Origin of the sequence: Citrobacter sp. CFNIH10 (assembly GCF_002934585.1) — a bacterium.
Classification (GTDB): Bacteria; Pseudomonadota; Gammaproteobacteria; order Enterobacterales; family Enterobacteriaceae; genus Citrobacter_A; species Citrobacter_A amalonaticus.
The window spans coordinates 276,071-292,630 of sequence record NZ_CP026216.1 but is presented as its reverse complement, the minus strand read 5'-3'; the positions used below and the strand labels follow the sequence as shown (position 1 = coordinate 292,630).

Sequence of the window (16,560 nt, the reverse complement as noted above, 5' to 3'; positions counted from 1 at the left end):
CAGGACATTGCCATGCAACAGCCCAGGAACTTTGATGACATCCAGTTCTCCTCTATTCACCGCAGGATCATGCTGTGGGGAAGCGGTGGACCGTTTCTGGACGGTTATGTGCTGGTGATGATTGGCGTCGCGCTAGAACAGCTCACGCCTGCGCTGAAGCTGGATGCTGAGTGGATTGGCCTGTTGGGCGCGGGGACGCTGGCCGGGCTGTTTGTCGGCACCTCTTTGTTTGGCTATATCTCGGACAAAGTGGGGCGGCGCAAAATGTTTCTTATCGATATCATCGCTATTGGGGTGATATCGTTGGCCACTATGTTTGTCTCATCTCCGGTTGAACTGCTGGTGATGCGGGTGCTGATTGGCGTGGTGATTGGTGCGGATTATCCCATTGCCACCTCGATGATCACCGAATTTTCCAGTACCCGCCAACGTGCCTTCTCTATAAGCTTTATTGCGGCGATGTGGTACGTCGGCGCGACCTGCGCCGATCTGGTTGGTTACTGGCTCTATGACGTCGAGGGCGGCTGGCGCTGGATGCTGGGCAGCGCGGCGATCCCTTGCCTGTTGATCCTGATTGGTCGCTTCGATCTGCCCGAGTCTCCGCGCTGGCTGTTGCGTAAAGGCCGGGTCAAAGAGTGTGAAGCGATGATGATCAAGCTGTTCGGTGAGCCGGTTGCGTTCGATGAAGACACAGCGCAGGAGACGCGCTTTTTACAATTGTTTAATCGTCGCCACTTCCCGTTTGTGCTGTTTGTCGCCGCGATCTGGACCTGTCAGGTGATCCCGATGTTTGCCATTTACACCTTTGGTCCGCAGATCGTCGGCCTGTTGGGACTGGGGGCCGGGAAGAGCGCAGCGCTGGGGAATGTGGTGATCAGCCTGTTCTTTATGCTGGGTTGTATTCCGCCAATGTTCTGGCTGAACAGCGCGGGGCGGAGGCCGCTGCTGATTGGCAGCTTCGTGATGATGACGCTGGCGTTGGCGGTGCTGGGGCTGATCCCGGAAATGGGGATCTGGCTGGTGGTAACGGCATTCGCAGTGTACGCCTTTTTCTCCGGCGGACCGGGGAATTTGCAATGGCTCTATCCCAATGAACTGTTCCCGACCGACATTCGCGCCTCCGCAGTGGGGGTTATCATGTCGTTGAGTCGTATCGGTACCATCCTCTCGACCTGGGCGCTGCCTATTTTCATTACTAAATATGGTATTAGTCAGGTGATGCTGATGGGGGCGGGGATCTCGTTGGTCGGGTTGCTGGTCTCCATTGCCTTCGCGCCAGAAACGCGCGGTCTGACGCTTGCCCAGACCAGTACGATGACGATTCGCAGGAAACCGTTGTGTTAAGGTGAGTCTTCAGAGTGTTCTGTATTTCCCCTCAACCTCAGTCAGTGCGTCTACAGTTAATGGGTATATCACTGAAAATGACTGAAAAGCAGGGAGAACACCATGCAAAAGAAACTATTAATCGCTTCCCTTTTCACCGCAGCAACCGTCTTTACTCTCGCAGGCTGCTCCTCGAACCAGGCTGTGCGTACGACCGATGGCCGAACCATTGTCACCGACGGTAAACCGCAGGTAGACGATGACACGGGCCTGGTCTCCTACAAAAATGCCGAAACGGGTCAGACGGAGCAAATTAACCGCGATCAGGTGAAAAATATGAGCGAGCTGGATAACTAGTTCAATTTTCCCCATTCATCCGCTCAATAATATTCACTATTAGCCTGTTGGTTTACTGACTACACTCTCTTATAAAACAGAGTGGTAAAATAACAGGCTAATCATGATTCTTATCATTTATGCGCATCCTTATCCGCAGCATTCGCATGCGAATAAACGGATGCTTGAGCAGGCAAGGACGCTGGAAGGCGTCGAAGTTCGTTCTCTCTATGAACTCTACCCTGATTTCAATATCGATATCGCTGCGGAACAAGAGGCGCTTTCTCGCGCTGACCTGATCGTCTGGCAGCATCCCATGCAATGGTACAGCGTTCCCCCCCTACTCAAACTGTGGATGGATAAAGTGCTTTCCCACGGCTGGGCCTATGGTCACGGCGGGACCGCGCTGCGCGGTAAGCAAGTCATGTGGGCGGTGACTACTGGCGGCGGCGATAATCACTTCGATATCGGCTCGCATCCGGGGTTTGACGTACTCTCACAGCCGCTCCAGGCGACAGCCATCTACTGCGGGCTCAACTGGCTTGCGCCGTTTGCAATGCACTGTACGTTTATTTGCGACGACGAAACGCTGCAGGCGCAGGCGCGTCATTACAAGCAACGACTGATGGCATGGCAGGAGGCGCACAATGGATAGCCATACGCTCATACAGGCGCTGATTTATCTTGGGTCGGCGGCGCTCATCGTGCCGATTGCCGTCCGGTTGGGCTTAGGCTCGGTGCTGGGTTATCTCATTGCGGGGTGCATCATCGGCCCTTGGGGGTTACGTCTGGTGACCGATGCCGAATCTATTCTGCACTTTGCTGAAATCGGCGTGGTGCTGATGCTGTTTGTCATTGGCCTGGAGCTTGATCCCCAGCGGCTATGGAAACTGCGCGCTTCAGTGTTTGGCGGCGGCGCGCTACAGATGGTGGTCTGCGGCGGCCTGATTGGTCTGTTTTGTATGTTCCTCGGTCTGCGCTGGCAGGTGGCGGAACTGATTGGTATGACGCTGGCGCTCTCCTCCACGGCGATAGCTATGCAGGCGATGAATGAGCGCAACCTGACCGTTTCGCAGATGGGACGCAGCGCCTTTGCTGTGCTGCTGTTCCAGGACATCGCGGCGATTCCGCTGGTGGCAATGATTCCGCTACTGGCGACCAGCGGGGCGTCAACCACGCTTGGCGCATTCGCGCTGTCAGCACTGAAAGTGGCTGGTGCGTTAGTCCTGGTGGTACTGCTGGGGCGCTATGTGACCCGCCCGGCGCTGCGTTTCGTTGCGCGTTCTGGCCTGCGCGAAGTCTTCAGCGCCGTGGCGCTGTTTCTGGTCTTTGGCTTCGGGCTGTTGCTTGAAGAAGTTGGGCTGTCGATGGCGATGGGGGCGTTCCTGGCTGGCGTATTGCTGGCAAGCTCTGAGTATCGCCACGCGCTGGAAAGCGACATCGAGCCGTTTAAGGGGCTGCTGCTGGGGCTGTTTTTCATCGGTGTCGGCATGTCTATCGACTTCGGGACGCTTATCGATAATCCGCTCCGTATCATCATTCTGCTGGTCGGTTTCCTGGTGATTAAAACCGGGATGCTATGGCTGATTGCCCGTCCTTTACAGGTGCCGAATAAGCAGCGCCGCTGGTTTGCGGTACTCCTCGGACAGGGCAGTGAGTTCGCGTTTGTGGTCTTTGGCGCGGCGCAGATGGCGAACGTGCTCGATCCACAATGGGCGAAGGCGCTGACGCTGGCGGTGGCACTGTCGATGGCCGCGACGCCGATTTTCCTGGTCATCCTTACGCGAATGGAGAAATCCGCTTCCGGTGAAGAGCGGGAAGCCGATGAAATTGATGAAGAACAGCCGCGGGTGATTATTGCCGGATTTGGCCGCTTCGGGCAGATCACCGGTCGTTTACTGCTCTCCAGCGGTGTGAAGATGGTCGTTCTCGATCACGATCCGGACCACATCGAGACGCTGCGTAAATTTGGCATGAAGGTGTTCTACGGTGATGCGACGCGGATGGACCTGCTGGAGTCCGCCGGGGCGGCGAAAGCGGAAGTGCTGATCAACGCCATTGACGATCCGCAAACCAACCTGGAGCTGACGGAGATGGTAAAAGACCATTTCCCGAACCTGCAAATTATTGCCCGGGCACGCGATGTCGATCATTACATTCGTTTGCGCCAGGCGGGCGTCGAGCAACCGGAACGTGAAACGTTTGAAGGCGCGCTTAAAACCGGGCGTCTGGCGCTGGAAAGTCTTGGGCTTGGCCGCTATGAAGCGCGTGAACGCGCGGACCTGTTCCGTCGCTTTAATACGCAAATGGTAGAAGAGATGGCGAAAGGTGAGGATGATGCCACCTCCCGTGCGGCAGTCTATAAACGGACCAGCGCGATGCTGAGCGAAATCATCACCGAGGATCGCGAACATCTGTCGTTGATTCAGCGTCATGGCTGGCAGGGGACTGAGGAAGGCAAACACACGGGAGACGTTGCCGATGAGCCAGAAGTTAAACCGTCAACCTAAGTCAAAAATGTGATGTACTGCAAACTTTACTGTTAACTAATTGTTTTTGAACTACTGTAATGCCGGGAGTCCACTGACAAGTCGTGGACTCGCCAGCAGATCGGAAAATTTTCGTGCTCTTCTTCTGTTCGTTAGTCGACGAAAGATTGCTCTTTCCGTATAGTGGCGACAATTTTTTTTGCTCCGGGAAATATTCAATGATCAGTCTGATTGCTGCGTTAGCGGTAGATCGCGTTATTGGCATGGAAAACGCCATGCCGTGGAATCTGCCTGCGGATCTCGCCTGGTTTAAACGTAATACGTTAAATAAACCTGTCGTTATGGGACGCCATACCTGGGAATCCATCGGCCGACCGTTGCCGGGACGTAAGAACATCGTCATCAGCAGCCAGCCGGGTACTGACGATCGCGTGCAGTGGGTGAAATCGGTTGATGAAGCGATTACCGCCTGTGGTGATGCGCCAGAAATTATGGTGATTGGCGGTGGTCGTGTGTACGAGCAGTTCCTGCCCAAAGCGCAGAAACTGTATCTGACGCACATTGATGCGGAAGTGGAAGGGGATACGCATTTCCCGGACTACGAGCCGGACGACTGGGAATCGGTGTTCAGCGAGTTTCACGACGCTGACGGGCAGAATTCACACAGCTATTGCTTCGAAATTCTGGAACGTCGCTAAGCGATGAGTGCCGGATGGCGACGCTTAGCGTCTTATCCGGCCTACGAGATGGTTTGTAGGCCGGATAAGCGTAGCGCCATCAGGCAAACAGATCAGGCGTTAACGGCTTCGCCTTCATTCAGATCCATCTGCCGGTTTGACGGCTGCACAAAGTACTGCTTATCTTCCCAGCGCAGGCAGGTTAAATTTCCTCCCCAGCAGCACCCGGTATCCAGCGCATAGATTCCCTCCGGCGTTCCTTTTCCTTCCAGAGACGCCCAGTGACCAAACGCAATGCTGTAGGCTTCGCTGACCGGTCCGGGAATGGCAAACCACGGTTTCAACGGTGCCGGGGCATCCTCCGGGGACTCTTTGCTGTACATATCCAGTTGCCCGTTCGGGAAGCAGTAACGCATCCGGGTAAAGGCGTTGGTGATAAAGCGCAGGCGTGCCAGTCCGGTCAGTTCCGGCGTCCAGTTATTTGGCATGTCGCCATACATGGCGTCGAGGAAGAAGGGGTAAGAGTCACTCGACAGCACCGCTTCAACATCGCGCGCGCAGTCTTTGGCAGTCTGCAAATCCCACTGCGGTGTGATACCCGCATGCGCCATCACCAGTTTTTTCTCTTCATCTATCTGCAACAGCGGTTGGCGACGCAGCCAGTTGAGCAGTTCGTCTGCGTCCGGCGCTTCCAGCAGCGGACTCAGGCGGTCTTTCGGTTTGTTACGACTGATACCGGCGAAGACCGCCAGCAGATGCAGGTCGTGATTACCCAGCACCAGGCGCACGCAGTCACCGAGTGATTTCACATAACGCAGCACGTCCAGTGAACCTGGGCCACGGGCAACCAGATCCCCCGTCAGCCACAGGGTATCGCTTTCAGGGGTAAAATTGACTTGTTGTAGCAATGCGATCAGTTCGTCGTAGCAACCGTGAACGTCGCCAATAAGGTATGTTGCCATAGCTATTGTTTTAGTGAATGAGAGTGGAAACGGCGAGTCGGAAAACCGGAATATCGATGGTAAAGGCGACGCCGTTCTCATCAATCATTTCGTAATGACCCTGCATCGTGCCCAGCGGCGTTTCGATAACAGCGCCGCTGGTGTACTGGTACTCTTCGCCAGGCTCAATGTGCGGCTGAACGCCAACCACACCTTCTCCCTGGACTTCAGTTTCTCGGCCATGACCGTTGGTGATCAACCAATAGCGTCCCAGTAGCTGCACGGGCGCTCGCCCCAGATTGCGGATGGTTACGGTGTAGGCAAAAACGTAACGGTCATCTTCAGGTGAGGATTGCGCCTCGATATAGACGCTTTGGACCTGAATACACACTCGGGGCGAATTGATCATGCTTAACTCTCCTTCGATGGCGCGTGTTCTGACAGATAGTTCGCCATCTGGCAGTACTGCGCGACAGAGATATTTTCCGCTCGCATTGCCGGGTCAATACCCAGTTCCGTCAAGACCTCAACGCTGAACAGATTGCCGAGGCTGTTACGAATCGTTTTACGGCGCTGGTTGAACGCTTCTGTGGTGATGCGGCTCAACAGGCGAATATCGTTGACCGGATAGGGCATCGTAGTGTGCGGCACCAGGCGCACCACGGCGGAATCGACTTTTGGCGGCGGCGTGAAGGCGGACGGCGGCACTTCAAGCACCGGGATCACGTTGCAATAATATTGCGCCATGACGCTTAAGCGACCATACGCCTTACTGTTTGGTCCTGCAACCAGACGATTCACCACCTCTTTTTGCAACATAAAGTGCATATCGGCAATGGCATCAGTATAGCTAAACAGGTGGAACATCAGCGGCGTAGAGATGTTATAAGGCAGGTTACCGAACACGCGTAGCGGTTGACCCATCTTTTCAGACAATTCGCCGAAATTCATGGTCATGGCGTCCTGCTGATAGATAGTCAGCTTGGGGCCCAGGAAGGGATGCGTTTGCAGACGCGCGGCCAGATCGCGGTCCAGTTCAATGACCGTCAGCGCATCCAGACGTTCGCCAACCGGCTCCGTCAACGCAGCCAGACCGGGGCCGATTTCGACCATCGCCTGACCCTTCTGCGGGTTAATGGCGGAGACAATGCTGTCGATCACAAACTGATCGTTGAGGAAGTTTTGCCCGAAGCGTTTACGGGCTAAGTGGCCCTGATGGACTCGATTATTCATTGGGTATTAACAATCATTTTGATGGCGAGATTAAGCGCCGTAATAAAACTGCCGACATCAGCTTCACCCCGACCCGCCAGTTCAAGCGCGGTACCGTGATCCACCGAGGTACGAATAAAGGGCAGGCCCAGCGTAATATTCACGCCGCGACCAAATCCCTGGTATTTTAGCACGGGGAGACCCTGATCGTGGTACATCGCCAGTACCGCATCAGCATGTTGCAGATATTTGGCCTGAAACAACGTGTCGGCGGGTAATGGACCTGTCAATTTCATCCCCTGCGCGCGGAGCGTATCGAGCACCGGAACGATCGTGTCGATCTCCTCGCTGCCCATATGCCCCCCTTCACCGGCATGCGGATTCAGACCACAGACCAGCACGTGCGGATCGTCCACGCCAAATTTGGTGCGCAGATCGTGATGCAGAATGCCAATCACTTCGTGCAGCAGTGCTGGTGTAATGGCATCGGCGACATCACGCAGCGGCAGATGGGTCGTTGCCAGTGCGACGCGTAACTCCTCCGTCGCCAGCATCATCACCACTTTTTTCGCCTGCGAGCGCTCTTCAAAAAACTCGGTGTGACCGGTGAAAGGCACGCCAGCGTCGTTGATAACGCCCTTATGCACAGGGCCCGTAATCAGCGCCGCAAATTCACCCTCTACACAACCGTCACAGGCACAGGCCAGCGTCTGCACCACATACTTACCATTCTCCACGGCCAACTGCCCAGGAACGACGGGCGCACGAAGCGAGACCGGTAACAGCGTCAGCGTGCCGGCAGTCTGCGGTTTAGCAGGCCTTTGCGGGGAGTAAGGGCGTAACGTGAGGGGAAGACCGAGCATTGCCGCCCGGTCAGTCAATACCGTGGCATCGGCACAGACCACCAGTTCAACCGGCCAGTCGCGCTGGGCAAGTTGAACGACGAGATCCGGACCAATCCCGGCGGGTTCGCCGGGAGTGATCACTACGCGTTGAGCAACCGTCATTAATTGCTCAGGATTTTAACGTAAGCGCTGGCGCGTTGTTCCTGCATCCAGGTTGCTGCTTCTTCTGAGAACTTCCGGTTCATCAGCATACGGTAAGCGCGATCTTTCTGCGCGGCGTCGGTTTTATCGACGTTACGCGTATCCAGCAGTTCGATCAGGTGCCAACCGAAAGAGGAGTGCACCGGTGCGCTCATCTGGCCTTTGTTCATGCGGGTTAACGCATCACGGAATGCCGGATCGAAAATGTCCGCAGCCGCCCAGCCCAGATCGCCGCCCTGGTTAGCCGAGCCGGGATCCTGAGAAAACTCTTTCGCTGCGGCAGCAAAGGTGGTTTTACCGCTCTTAATATCAGCGGCGATTTGCTCAAGCTTCAGACGCGCCTGCTGATCGGTCATGATCGGCGACGGCTTCAACAGAATATGGCGGGCATGAACTTCGGTCACGGAGATGCTCTGGCTCTGGCCGCGCATATCATTCACTTTCAGGATATGGAAGCCGACACCTGAACGAATCGGGCCAACGATGTCGCCTTTCTTCGCGGTACTCAGCGCCTGAGCAAAAATGCCTGGCAGTTCCTGAATACGACCCCAACCCATCTGGCCGCCTTTCAGCGCCTGCTGGTCAGCAGAGTAGGTGATCGCCAGTTTGCCGAAGTCGCTGCCGTTACGGGCTTGATCGACAATGGAACGCGCCTGAGATTCTGCTTCGTTCACCTGGTCAGACGTTGGGTTTTCCGGCAGTGGGATCAGGATGTGACTCAGGTTCAGCTCCGTACTGGCATCATTTTGATTGCCAACCTGCTGCGCCAGCGCATCCACTTCCTGCGGCAGGATCGTCACGCGGCGGCGCACTTCGTTGTTACGCACTTCAGAGATGGTCATCTCTTTACGGATCTGATTACGGTAGGTTGAGTAGCTCAGACCATCGTAAGCCAGACGGCTTCGCATCTGGTCCAGCGTCATGTTGTTCTGTTTAGCGATATTGGCAATCGCCTGATCAAGCTGTTCGTCAGAGATTTTTACGCCCATCTTCTGACCCATCTGCAGGACAATCTGATCCATGATCAGACGTTCCAGGATCTGATGACGCAGCGTAGCGTCGTCCGGAAGCTGTTGACCTGCCTGGTTGGCGTTCAATTTGACAGACTGCATCAGGCCATCAACGTCGCTTTCCAGTACCACACCGTTATTTACGACGGCTGCGACTTTATCGACTACCTGCGGGGCAGCGAAACTGGTATTCGCGATCATGGCGATACCGAGAAGCAGCGTTTTCCAGTTCTTCATACTTTTTCCATTTCAATTAACCGCACTGCGGATTACGTGGTAAATCAATCAGATCACAAAGAGTTTTGATACGGCAAAATGTTGGAACGTAACATCTCGCTCGTGCCGAGACCATAGTTGGAACTCAGACCACGAAGTTCAATGTTAAAGCCAATCACGTTGTCATACACCGCGTGTTCTTTATCGCTATCCCAACCGTTCAGCTTACGCTCGTAACCGACGCGGATCGCATAACAGCAGGAGTTGTACTGCACACCTAACATCTGGTCGGCGGGTTTATTCACGTTGGTGTCGAAGTAGTAGGCACCCACAATCGACCAGCGATCGGCAATCGGCCAACTGGCGACGGTACCGATCTGGCTAATCCCGTTTTTGTACTGCTCTGCCGTGGAATATCTTGCTGGCAATGTCGCCTGAATATACTCCGGGCTGGCGTAACGGTAGTTCAACTGAACCAGACGGTCTTCATCACGACGATATTCGATACTGGAACTGCTGGTCGCGACGCTATCCAGACGGGTGTCGTACTGAATACCGCCACGCAGCCCCCAACGATCCGAAATACGCCAGTAAGTGTCACCCGCCCATACTAATGAACCCGTCTGGTCATCATTCTCCCATTGGATGTTGTCATCGCCAGTGCGAGACTCCGTGAAATAGTAGATTTGACCAACAGAAACGTTAAAACGTTCAACTGCTGCCTCATCATATACGCGAGATGTGACGCCCGTCGTGACCTGGTTGGCGGAGGCAATGCGGTCCAGACCGCCATAGCTGCGGTCACGGAACAGGCCGGTATAGTCAGATTGCAGCAGGGAAGAGTCGTAGTTGTAGATGTTGCTCTGGTCGCGATACGGCACGTACAGATACTGCGCGCGCGGCTCCAGCGTCTGGGTATAACCCGGCGCGAGCATGTTCATATCCCGTTCAAACACCATCTTGCCGTCGACTTTGAACTGCGGCATCACACGGTTGGCGGTATCATCCAACTGAGTGGTATTACGGTTGTTATACCAGTCCAGATTGGTTTGCTGATAATGGGTTGCCAGCAGTTTCGCTTCGGTGTTGATGCTGCCCCACTGGTTTGACAACGGCAGGCTGACAGTCGGCTCCAGGTGCAGGCGCGTCGCTTCCGGCATGTTGTCTTTGGTATTCACAAAATGCACGGCCTGGCCATAAATACGGGTATCAAACGGACCCAGGTCGTTCTGATAGAAGTTGACGTCTAACTGTGGTTCAGCGGAATAACTGCTGGTGTTTTGATCGCTGAACACCTGGAACTGTTTGGTTGAGACAGTGGCGTCAAAGTTCTGCACCGCATAGCCGACGCTGAATTTCTGCGTCGCGTAACCGTCGGTACTTGAACCGTACTTGTTATCGAAATCATTAAAGTAGCTGGAGTCGCTCACTTTGGTGTAGTCGACGTTGAAACGCCACACCTGATCCATCACCCCCGCATGTCGCCAGTAAAACAGCCAGCGGCGCGAGTTGTCATCGTTCGGATGCTCATCGTCGTAGACGCGATCGGAGTTCAGATAGTCGAATTCCATAATACCGGCGCCCGCCTGGCTCAGGTAGCGGAATTCGTTCTCCCACATTACGCCGCCGCGACGGTGCATATAGTGCGGCGTCAGGGTCGCATCCATGTTTGGCGCGATGTTCCAGTAATACGGCAGATAGAACTCAAAATAGTTCTTTGTCGTGTACTTGGCGTTGGGGATCAGGAAACCGGAGCGGCGTTTATCCCCGACCGGCAATTGCAAATACGGACTGTAAAAGACAGGAACCGGGCCCAGCTTAAAGCGGGCGTTCCAGATTTCTGCGACCTGTTCTTCACGGTCATGGATCACTTCGCTACCGACGACGCTCCAGGTATCAGAACCCGGCAGACAAGAGGTGAAACTCCCGTTCTCAAGAATGGTATAGCGGTTTTCGCCGCGCTGTTTCATCAGATCCGCTTTACCGCGGCCCTGACGGCCCACCATCTGGTAGTCGCCTTCCCAGACGTTGGTGTCTTTGGTGTTCAGGTTCGCCCAGCCCTTCGGTCCTTTCAGGATAACCTGGTTGTCATCGTAATGGACGTTGCCGAGCGCATCGACGGTACGTACAGGCTCAGGCTGACCCTGAGCCTCTTTCTGATGAAGCTGCACCTCGTCGGCCTGCAGACGGCTGTTGCCCTGCATGATATCCACATTGCCGGTAAACACCGCGTCGTCAGGATAATTTCCTTTCGCATGATCGGCATTAATCGTGACGGGGAGTTCATTTGTCTCGCCCTGCACCAGAGGACGGTCATAGCTTGGCACGCCTAACATACATTGTGAGGCGAGACTGGCTGCCAGACCCTGTTGACTGTAAAGGGCAGTGGCAATCATGGTGGCCAGGAGGGTGGGAATACGTTTTTTCATACGTTGTATTTTATTGTTCCATCATCAGTAGCGTCGCGCGTGACAAACCGCCACAGCCTAACTTACTCATGTTCGTAGCGCTAGTGTTAATCCTGCCGCTATAGCGTCTGTGGTGTTAGTCACGGCTGTGAATGACAGGTATGATAATGCAAATTATAGGCGATGTCCCACAATTGACCGTAGCCGAAAGATCGTAAAAAGCCGCTTATTTTGTGGGACCTGGCCTCACCGAGAGTGAGACAAATTGGGGAGTCTATGCAGTACTGGGGAAAAATAATTGGCGTGGCCGTGGCTCTGCTCATGGGCGGCGGCTTTTGGGGCGTGGTGCTGGGGCTGTTGGTTGGCCACATGTTCGACAAAGCCCGCAGCCGCAAAATGGCGTGGTTTGCCAACCAGCGTGAGCGTCAGGCGCTGTTTTTTGCCACCACCTTTGAGGTGATGGGGCACTTAACCAAATCGAAAGGACGGGTTACCGAAGCCGATATCCATGTCGCCAATGTGCTGATGGACAGGATGAATTTGCACGGTGAATCGCGATCGGCTGCGCAAAATGCGTTTCGTATCGGAAAATCAGATAATTACCCGTTACGTGAAAAAATGCGCCAGTTTCGTAGCGTCTGTTTTGGTCGCTTCGATCTTATTCGTATGTTTCTTGAAATTCAGATTCAGGCGGCGTTTGCCGATGGTTCACTGCATCCCAACGAGCGTGAAGTGCTGTATGTGATTGCCGAAGAGTTGGGCATTTCCCGCACTCAGTTCGATCAGTTCCTGCGCATGATGCAAGGGGGAGCCCAGTTTGGCGGTGGTTATCAGCAGCAGTCCGGCGACGGTGGCTGGCAGCAGGCGCAACGCGGCCCGACGCTGGAGGACGCCTGCAACGTCCTCGGGGTTAAACCTACCGACGATGCGACTACCATTAAACGTGCTTATCGTAAGCAGATGAGCGAGCACCATCCGGATAAGCTGGTGGCGAAAGGTCTGCCGCCGGAAATGATGGAAATGGCGAAGCAAAAAGCGCAGGAAATTCAGAAGGCTTACGAGCTGATCAAAGAGCAGAAAGGCTTTAAATAAATATACACGGCATCCTTCAAGCTGCCTCTTTGTTGGCCGCGCTGTGAAACCCCAGTCACATAGTTATCTATGCTCCTGGGGATTTCTTCGCTTGCCGCCTCGATGCGTCTCGAATGATTTGTGTCTATTCGCGAGCGTAATTCAAAGGGGCTACGTTATAAGATTAAAAATCCGCTGGCGCTTTAAACGTCATGCTATTGCCGTATGCGGGATGGGTGATGGTCAGCATCTCGGCATGCAGTTGCAGTCGGGGGGCCATCGCCAGCGCCTCAGGCGGGGCATAAAAACGGTCGCCGAGAATGGGGTGGCCTAACGCCAGCATATGTACGCGCAGTTGGTGTGAACGTCCGGTGATGGGCTTCAACACTACTCGCGCGGTGTTATCTGCCGCACACTCCACCACTTCATATTCGGTCTGCGCTGCTTTGCCGGTTTCATAACACACTTTCTGTTTCGGACGATTCGGCCAGTCGCAGATGAGCGGTAAATCCACCAGTCCCTCTGCGGGCGCAGGATGTCCCCATACCCGCGCCACATACTGTTTTTTCGGCTCGCGCTCGCGAAACTGACGCTTCAGCTCTCGCTCTGCCGCCTTGGTGAGGGCCACTACAATTACGCCGCTGGTTGCCATATCCAGACGATGCACAGATTCAGCCTGTGGATAGTCGCGTTGGATACGCGTCATCACGCTGTCTTTGTGTTCCTCAAGACGCCCCGGCACGGATAACAGGCCGCTTGGCTTGTTGACCACCATAATGTGCTCATCCTGATACAGGATCACCAGCCAGGGATCCTGCGGCGGATTGTAGTTTTCCATCGCCATATTTGACTCCGTTACTGATGCGTGACGACGATAAGACGAAGCGCATCCAGACGCCATCCTGCCTGATTCAGGCTTTCCAGCACCTGTTGACGGTTGCTTTCAATGGCCGCGAGTTCATCATCACGAATGTTCGGGTTGACGGCGCGCAGCGCTTCCAGGCGCGACAGTTCTGCAGACAGTTTTTCATCCGCTTCATTACGCGCCGCGTCAATCAGGGCGCGGGCGGACTTCTCAACCTGCGCTTCACCCAGTTGCAGAATCGCATGAACATCCTGCTGCACCGCATTAACCAGTTTGCTGCCGGTGTGGCGGTTTACGGCACTCAACTGGCGGTTGAAGGTTTCAAACTCCACCTGCGCCGCGAGGTTGTTGCCGTTTTTATCCAGCAGCATGCGCACCGGCGTCGGCGGCAGGAAGCGGTTAAGCTGCAACTGCTTCGGTGCCTGGGCTTCCACAACGTATACCAGCTCCAGAAGCAGCGTACCGACCGGCAGCGCCTTATTCTTCAACAAGGAAATGGTACTGCTACCGGTATCACCAGAGAGGATCAGATCCAGCCCGTTACGGATCAGCGGATGTTCCCAGGTAATAAACTGCGCGTCTTCACGCGACAGCGCCACGTCACGTTCAAAGGTAATGGTACAACCGTCTTCCGGCAGCCCCGGGAAGTCCGGCACCAGCATGTGATCGGATGGGGTCAGTACAATCAGGTTTTCACCACGATCGTCCTGGTTAATCCCCACGATATCAAACAGGTTCATGGCAAAGGCGATAAGGCTGGTGTCGTCGTCCTGCTCTTCAATACTTTCGGCCAGTTGCTGCGCTTTTTCGCCGCCGTTGGAGTGGATCTCCAGCAGACGGTCGCGGCCCTGTTCCAGCTGCGCTTTCAGCGCTTCGTGTTGTTCGCGACAGCTTTTGATCAGATCCTCAAAGCCATCGGTCTCTTCGGGCGCCGCCAGGTAGTTAATCAGGTTGCTGTAAACCGTGTCATAAATAGCACGACCGGTCGGGCAGGTATGTTCGAACGCATCCAGACCTTCGTGATACCAGCGAACCAGCACCGACTGGGCGGTTTTCTCTAAATACGGGACATGGATTTGGATATCGTGCGCCTGGCCGATGCGGTCGAGACGACCAATACGTTGTTCCAGCAGGTCCGGGTTAAATGGCAGGTCGAACATCACCAGGTTGCTGGCAAACTGGAAGTTACGACCTTCCGAGCCAATTTCTGAACACAGCAGCACCTGTGCACCGCTGTCCTCTTCGCCGAACCAGGCGGCGGCGCGGTCACGTTCGATAATCGACATCCCTTCGTGGAAGACCGCCGCGCGGATACCTTCGCGCTCGCGCAGCACTTGCTCCAGCTGCAGGGCGGTAGCCGCCTTCGCACAGATCACCAGCACTTTCTGTGAGCGATGGCTGGTCAGGTAGCCCATCAGCCACTCAACGCGTGGGTCGAAGTTCCACCAGGTGCCGGTATCCCCTTCAAATTCCTGATAAATCTGTTCCGGATAGAGCATGTCACGCGCTCTGTCTTCGGCGTTTTTGCGGGCACCCATGATGCCGGACACTTTAATGGCAGTCTGATACTGCGTCGGCAGCGGCAGCTTAATGGTGTGCAGTTCGCGTTTCGGGAAGCCTTTTACGCCGTTACGGGTGTTACGGAACAGCACGCGGCTGGTGCCGTGGCGGTCCATCAGCATGGAAACCAGCTCCTGACGTGCGTTCTGCGCACCGTCGCGGTCGCTGTTTGCCGTTTGCAGCAGCGGTTCAATATCCTGCTCGCCAATCAGTTCGCCCAGCATGTTGAGCTCTTCATTGCTGAGCTTGTTACCGGCCAGCAGCATAGCGACGGCGTCGGCAACCGGGCGATAATTTTTCTGCTCTTCAACAAACTGTGCGAAATCGTGGAAACGGTTGGGATCCAGCAGGCGCAGACGCGCAAAGTGGCTTTCCATACCCAGTTGTTCCGGGGTGGCGGTCAGCAACAGTACGCCTGGCACGCGTTCTGCCAGTTGTTCTATCGCCACATATTCACGGCTCGGCGCCTCTTCGCTCCAGACGAGGTGGTGGGCTTCATCGACAACCAGCAGATCCCACTCGGCATCGCACAGGTGTTCCAGACGCTGCTTGTTACGGCGGGCGAAGTCCAGAGAACAGATCACCAGTTGTTCGGTTTCGAACGGGTTAAACGCATCGTGCTGCGCTTCGGCGTAGCGTTCGTCGTCAAACAGGGCGAAACGTAGATTGAAACGGCGCAGCATTTCGACCAGCCACTGATGCTGCAAGGTTTCTGGCACAATAATCAGCACGCGTTCTGCCGCACCAGAAAGCAGTTGTTGATGCAGGATCATCCCGGCTTCAATGGTTTTGCCCAGACCCACTTCATCTGCCAGCAGTACGCGCGGCGCATGACGGCGACCCACATCGTGGGCGATGTTGAGCTGATGAGGGATCAGGCTGGTGCGCTGGCCGCGCAGACCGCTCCATGGCATGCGGTACTGTTCACTTTGAAATTTACGTGCGCGGTAGCGCAGCGCAAACCGATCCATGCGGTCAATCTGACCAGCAAACAGGCGATCCTGCGGTTTGCTGAACGCCAGTTTGCTGTCGAGCAGGACTTCACGCAGCGTGACGCCGGCTTCTTCGGTATCAAGACGGGTACCAATGTAGGCAAGCAAACCATTTTCTTCTTTTACTTCATCGATTTGCAGCTGCCAGCCTTCATGGCTGGTAATGGTATCGCCAGGGTTGAACATCACGCGGGTCACGGGGGAGTCACTGCGCGCATACAGACGGTTTTCACCGGTGGAGGGGAAAAGCAAAGTGACGGTGCGCGCATCCATGGCGACAACGGTTCCAAGTCCCAGTTCGCTTTCTGTATCGCTGATCCAGCGTTGACCAAGTGTAAAAGGCATATTTGTTCGGCTCTATATCTTTAATTGCAGGCAATAATCACCCTCTGCCAGGGAGATGCTATGGCAGAA

Annotated in this window: 14 protein-coding genes; 6 read left to right on the top strand and 8 right to left on the bottom strand. The window is 55.0% G+C overall.

Annotation, left to right across the window (positions count from 1 at the left end; genetic code table 11):
• Positions 1-12 precede the first annotated feature (12 nt).
• The 5 genes from C2U53_RS04655 (at position 13) to folA (ending at position 4,846) form a co-directional block, all read left to right on the top strand.
• On the top strand, positions 13-1,344 hold the full coding sequence (locus C2U53_RS04655) for an MFS transporter (protein WP_104446871.1): 1,332 nt from the start codon (positions 13-15) through the stop codon (positions 1,342-1,344).
• A 102-nt stretch (positions 1,345-1,446) separates the two neighbouring features.
• Positions 1,447-1,680 (top strand): YgdI/YgdR family lipoprotein, encoded by a 234-nt coding sequence (locus tag C2U53_RS04650; RefSeq protein WP_042997976.1) that lies wholly within the window; start codon positions 1,447-1,449, stop codon positions 1,678-1,680.
• A gap of 103 nt (positions 1,681-1,783) precedes the next feature.
• Complete coding sequence (gene kefF / locus C2U53_RS04645; RefSeq protein ID WP_044255558.1) at positions 1,784-2,314, top strand: glutathione-regulated potassium-efflux system oxidoreductase KefF; 531 nt, start codon at positions 1,784-1,786, stop codon at positions 2,312-2,314.
• On the top strand, positions 2,307-4,169 hold the full coding sequence (gene kefC / locus C2U53_RS04640; RefSeq protein ID WP_044255555.1) for a glutathione-regulated potassium-efflux system protein KefC: 1,863 nt from the start codon (positions 2,307-2,309) through the stop codon (positions 4,167-4,169). Before kefF ends, kefC begins: the two co-directional genes overlap by 8 nt.
• 197 nt (positions 4,170-4,366) lie before the next feature.
• Positions 4,367-4,846 carry a type 3 dihydrofolate reductase gene (folA, locus tag C2U53_RS04635; protein WP_042997972.1) on the top strand — a complete coding sequence of 160 codons (480 nt, stop codon included), beginning with the start codon at positions 4,367-4,369 and terminating at the stop codon, positions 4,844-4,846.
• Between the two features lie 92 nt (positions 4,847-4,938).
• On the opposite strand, the gene apaH is transcribed toward folA, so the two are convergent.
• Genes apaH through lptD form a run of 6 tightly spaced genes read right to left on the bottom strand, consistent with a single transcriptional unit; the run spans position 4,939 to position 11,679 of the window.
• Complete coding sequence (gene apaH / locus C2U53_RS04630) at positions 4,939-5,787, bottom strand: bis(5'-nucleosyl)-tetraphosphatase (symmetrical) ApaH (protein ID WP_042997971.1); 849 nt, start codon at positions 5,785-5,787, stop codon at positions 4,939-4,941.
• Between the two features lie 10 nt (positions 5,788-5,797).
• Complete coding sequence (apaG, locus tag C2U53_RS04625; RefSeq protein ID WP_042997970.1) at positions 5,798-6,175, bottom strand: Co2+/Mg2+ efflux protein ApaG; 378 nt, start codon at positions 6,173-6,175, stop codon at positions 5,798-5,800.
• A gap of 2 nt (positions 6,176-6,177) precedes the next feature.
• A complete protein-coding gene (rsmA, locus tag C2U53_RS04620) occupies positions 6,178-6,999 on the bottom strand; it encodes a 16S rRNA (adenine(1518)-N(6)/adenine(1519)-N(6))-dimethyltransferase RsmA (RefSeq protein WP_042997969.1) in 822 nt (273 codons plus the stop codon).
• Positions 6,996-7,985, bottom strand: a complete 990-nt coding sequence (gene pdxA, locus C2U53_RS04615) for a 4-hydroxythreonine-4-phosphate dehydrogenase PdxA (RefSeq protein ID WP_104445677.1) — start codon at positions 7,983-7,985, stop codon at positions 6,996-6,998. The genes rsmA and pdxA overlap by 4 nt, the downstream gene beginning before the upstream one ends.
• Positions 7,985-9,271, bottom strand: coding sequence for a peptidylprolyl isomerase SurA (gene surA / locus C2U53_RS04610; protein WP_042997967.1), 1,287 nt, complete (start codon positions 9,269-9,271; stop codon positions 7,985-7,987). The genes pdxA and surA overlap by 1 nt, the downstream gene beginning before the upstream one ends.
• Positions 9,272-9,324: 53 nt before the next feature.
• Positions 9,325-11,679, bottom strand: coding sequence for an LPS assembly protein LptD (gene lptD / locus C2U53_RS04605; protein WP_044255544.1), 2,355 nt, complete (start codon positions 11,677-11,679; stop codon positions 9,325-9,327).
• A 255-nt stretch (positions 11,680-11,934) separates the two neighbouring features.
• On the opposite strand from lptD, the gene djlA reads away from it, so the two are divergent.
• Positions 11,935-12,750, top strand: a complete 816-nt coding sequence (gene djlA, locus C2U53_RS04600) for a co-chaperone DjlA (RefSeq protein ID WP_104445676.1) — start codon at positions 11,935-11,937, stop codon at positions 12,748-12,750.
• Between the two features lie 163 nt (positions 12,751-12,913).
• Here djlA and rluA read toward each other — a convergent pair whose 3' ends face one another.
• Together rluA and rapA are read right to left on the bottom strand one after the other, a co-directional pair.
• A complete protein-coding gene (gene rluA / locus C2U53_RS04595; RefSeq protein WP_104445675.1) occupies positions 12,914-13,573 on the bottom strand; it encodes a bifunctional tRNA pseudouridine(32) synthase/23S rRNA pseudouridine(746) synthase RluA in 660 nt (219 codons plus the stop codon).
• An 11-nt stretch (positions 13,574-13,584) separates the two neighbouring features.
• A complete protein-coding gene (gene rapA, locus C2U53_RS04590; RefSeq protein WP_044267394.1) occupies positions 13,585-16,491 on the bottom strand; it encodes an RNA polymerase-associated protein RapA in 2,907 nt (968 codons plus the stop codon).
• Positions 16,492-16,560: the final 69 nt, after the last annotated feature.

What these genes read in the sequence shown, in the direction of transcription:
- lptD (WP_044255544.1), bottom strand. Translation starts at nt 11,679, where the DNA reads ATGAAAAAACGTATTCCCACCCTCCTGGCCACCATGATTGCCACTGCC.
- C2U53_RS04655 (WP_104446871.1), top strand. Translation starts at nt 13, where the DNA reads ATGCAACAGCCCAGGAACTTTGATGACATCCAGTTCTCCTCTATTCAC.
- djlA (WP_104445676.1), top strand. Translation starts at nt 11,935, where the DNA reads ATGCAGTACTGGGGAAAAATAATTGGCGTGGCCGTGGCTCTGCTCATG.
- surA (WP_042997967.1), bottom strand. Translation starts at nt 9,271, where the DNA reads ATGAAGAACTGGAAAACGCTGCTTCTCGGTATCGCCATGATCGCGAAT.
- rluA (WP_104445675.1), bottom strand. Translation starts at nt 13,573, where the DNA reads ATGGCGATGGAAAACTACAATCCGCCGCAGGATCCCTGGCTGGTGATC.
- kefF (WP_044255558.1), top strand. Translation starts at nt 1,784, where the DNA reads ATGATTCTTATCATTTATGCGCATCCTTATCCGCAGCATTCGCATGCG.
- kefC (WP_044255555.1), top strand. Translation starts at nt 2,307, where the DNA reads ATGGATAGCCATACGCTCATACAGGCGCTGATTTATCTTGGGTCGGCG.
- pdxA (WP_104445677.1), bottom strand. Translation starts at nt 7,985, where the DNA reads ATGACGGTTGCTCAACGCGTAGTGATCACTCCCGGCGAACCCGCCGGG.
- apaG (WP_042997970.1), bottom strand. Translation starts at nt 6,175, where the DNA reads ATGATCAATTCGCCCCGAGTGTGTATTCAGGTCCAAAGCGTCTATATC.
- folA (WP_042997972.1), top strand. Translation starts at nt 4,367, where the DNA reads ATGATCAGTCTGATTGCTGCGTTAGCGGTAGATCGCGTTATTGGCATG.
- C2U53_RS04650 (WP_042997976.1), top strand. Translation starts at nt 1,447, where the DNA reads ATGCAAAAGAAACTATTAATCGCTTCCCTTTTCACCGCAGCAACCGTC.
- rsmA (WP_042997969.1), bottom strand. Translation starts at nt 6,999, where the DNA reads ATGAATAATCGAGTCCATCAGGGCCACTTAGCCCGTAAACGCTTCGGG.
- rapA (WP_044267394.1), bottom strand. Translation starts at nt 16,491, where the DNA reads ATGCCTTTTACACTTGGTCAACGCTGGATCAGCGATACAGAAAGCGAA.
- apaH (WP_042997971.1), bottom strand. Translation starts at nt 5,787, where the DNA reads ATGGCAACATACCTTATTGGCGACGTTCACGGTTGCTACGACGAACTG.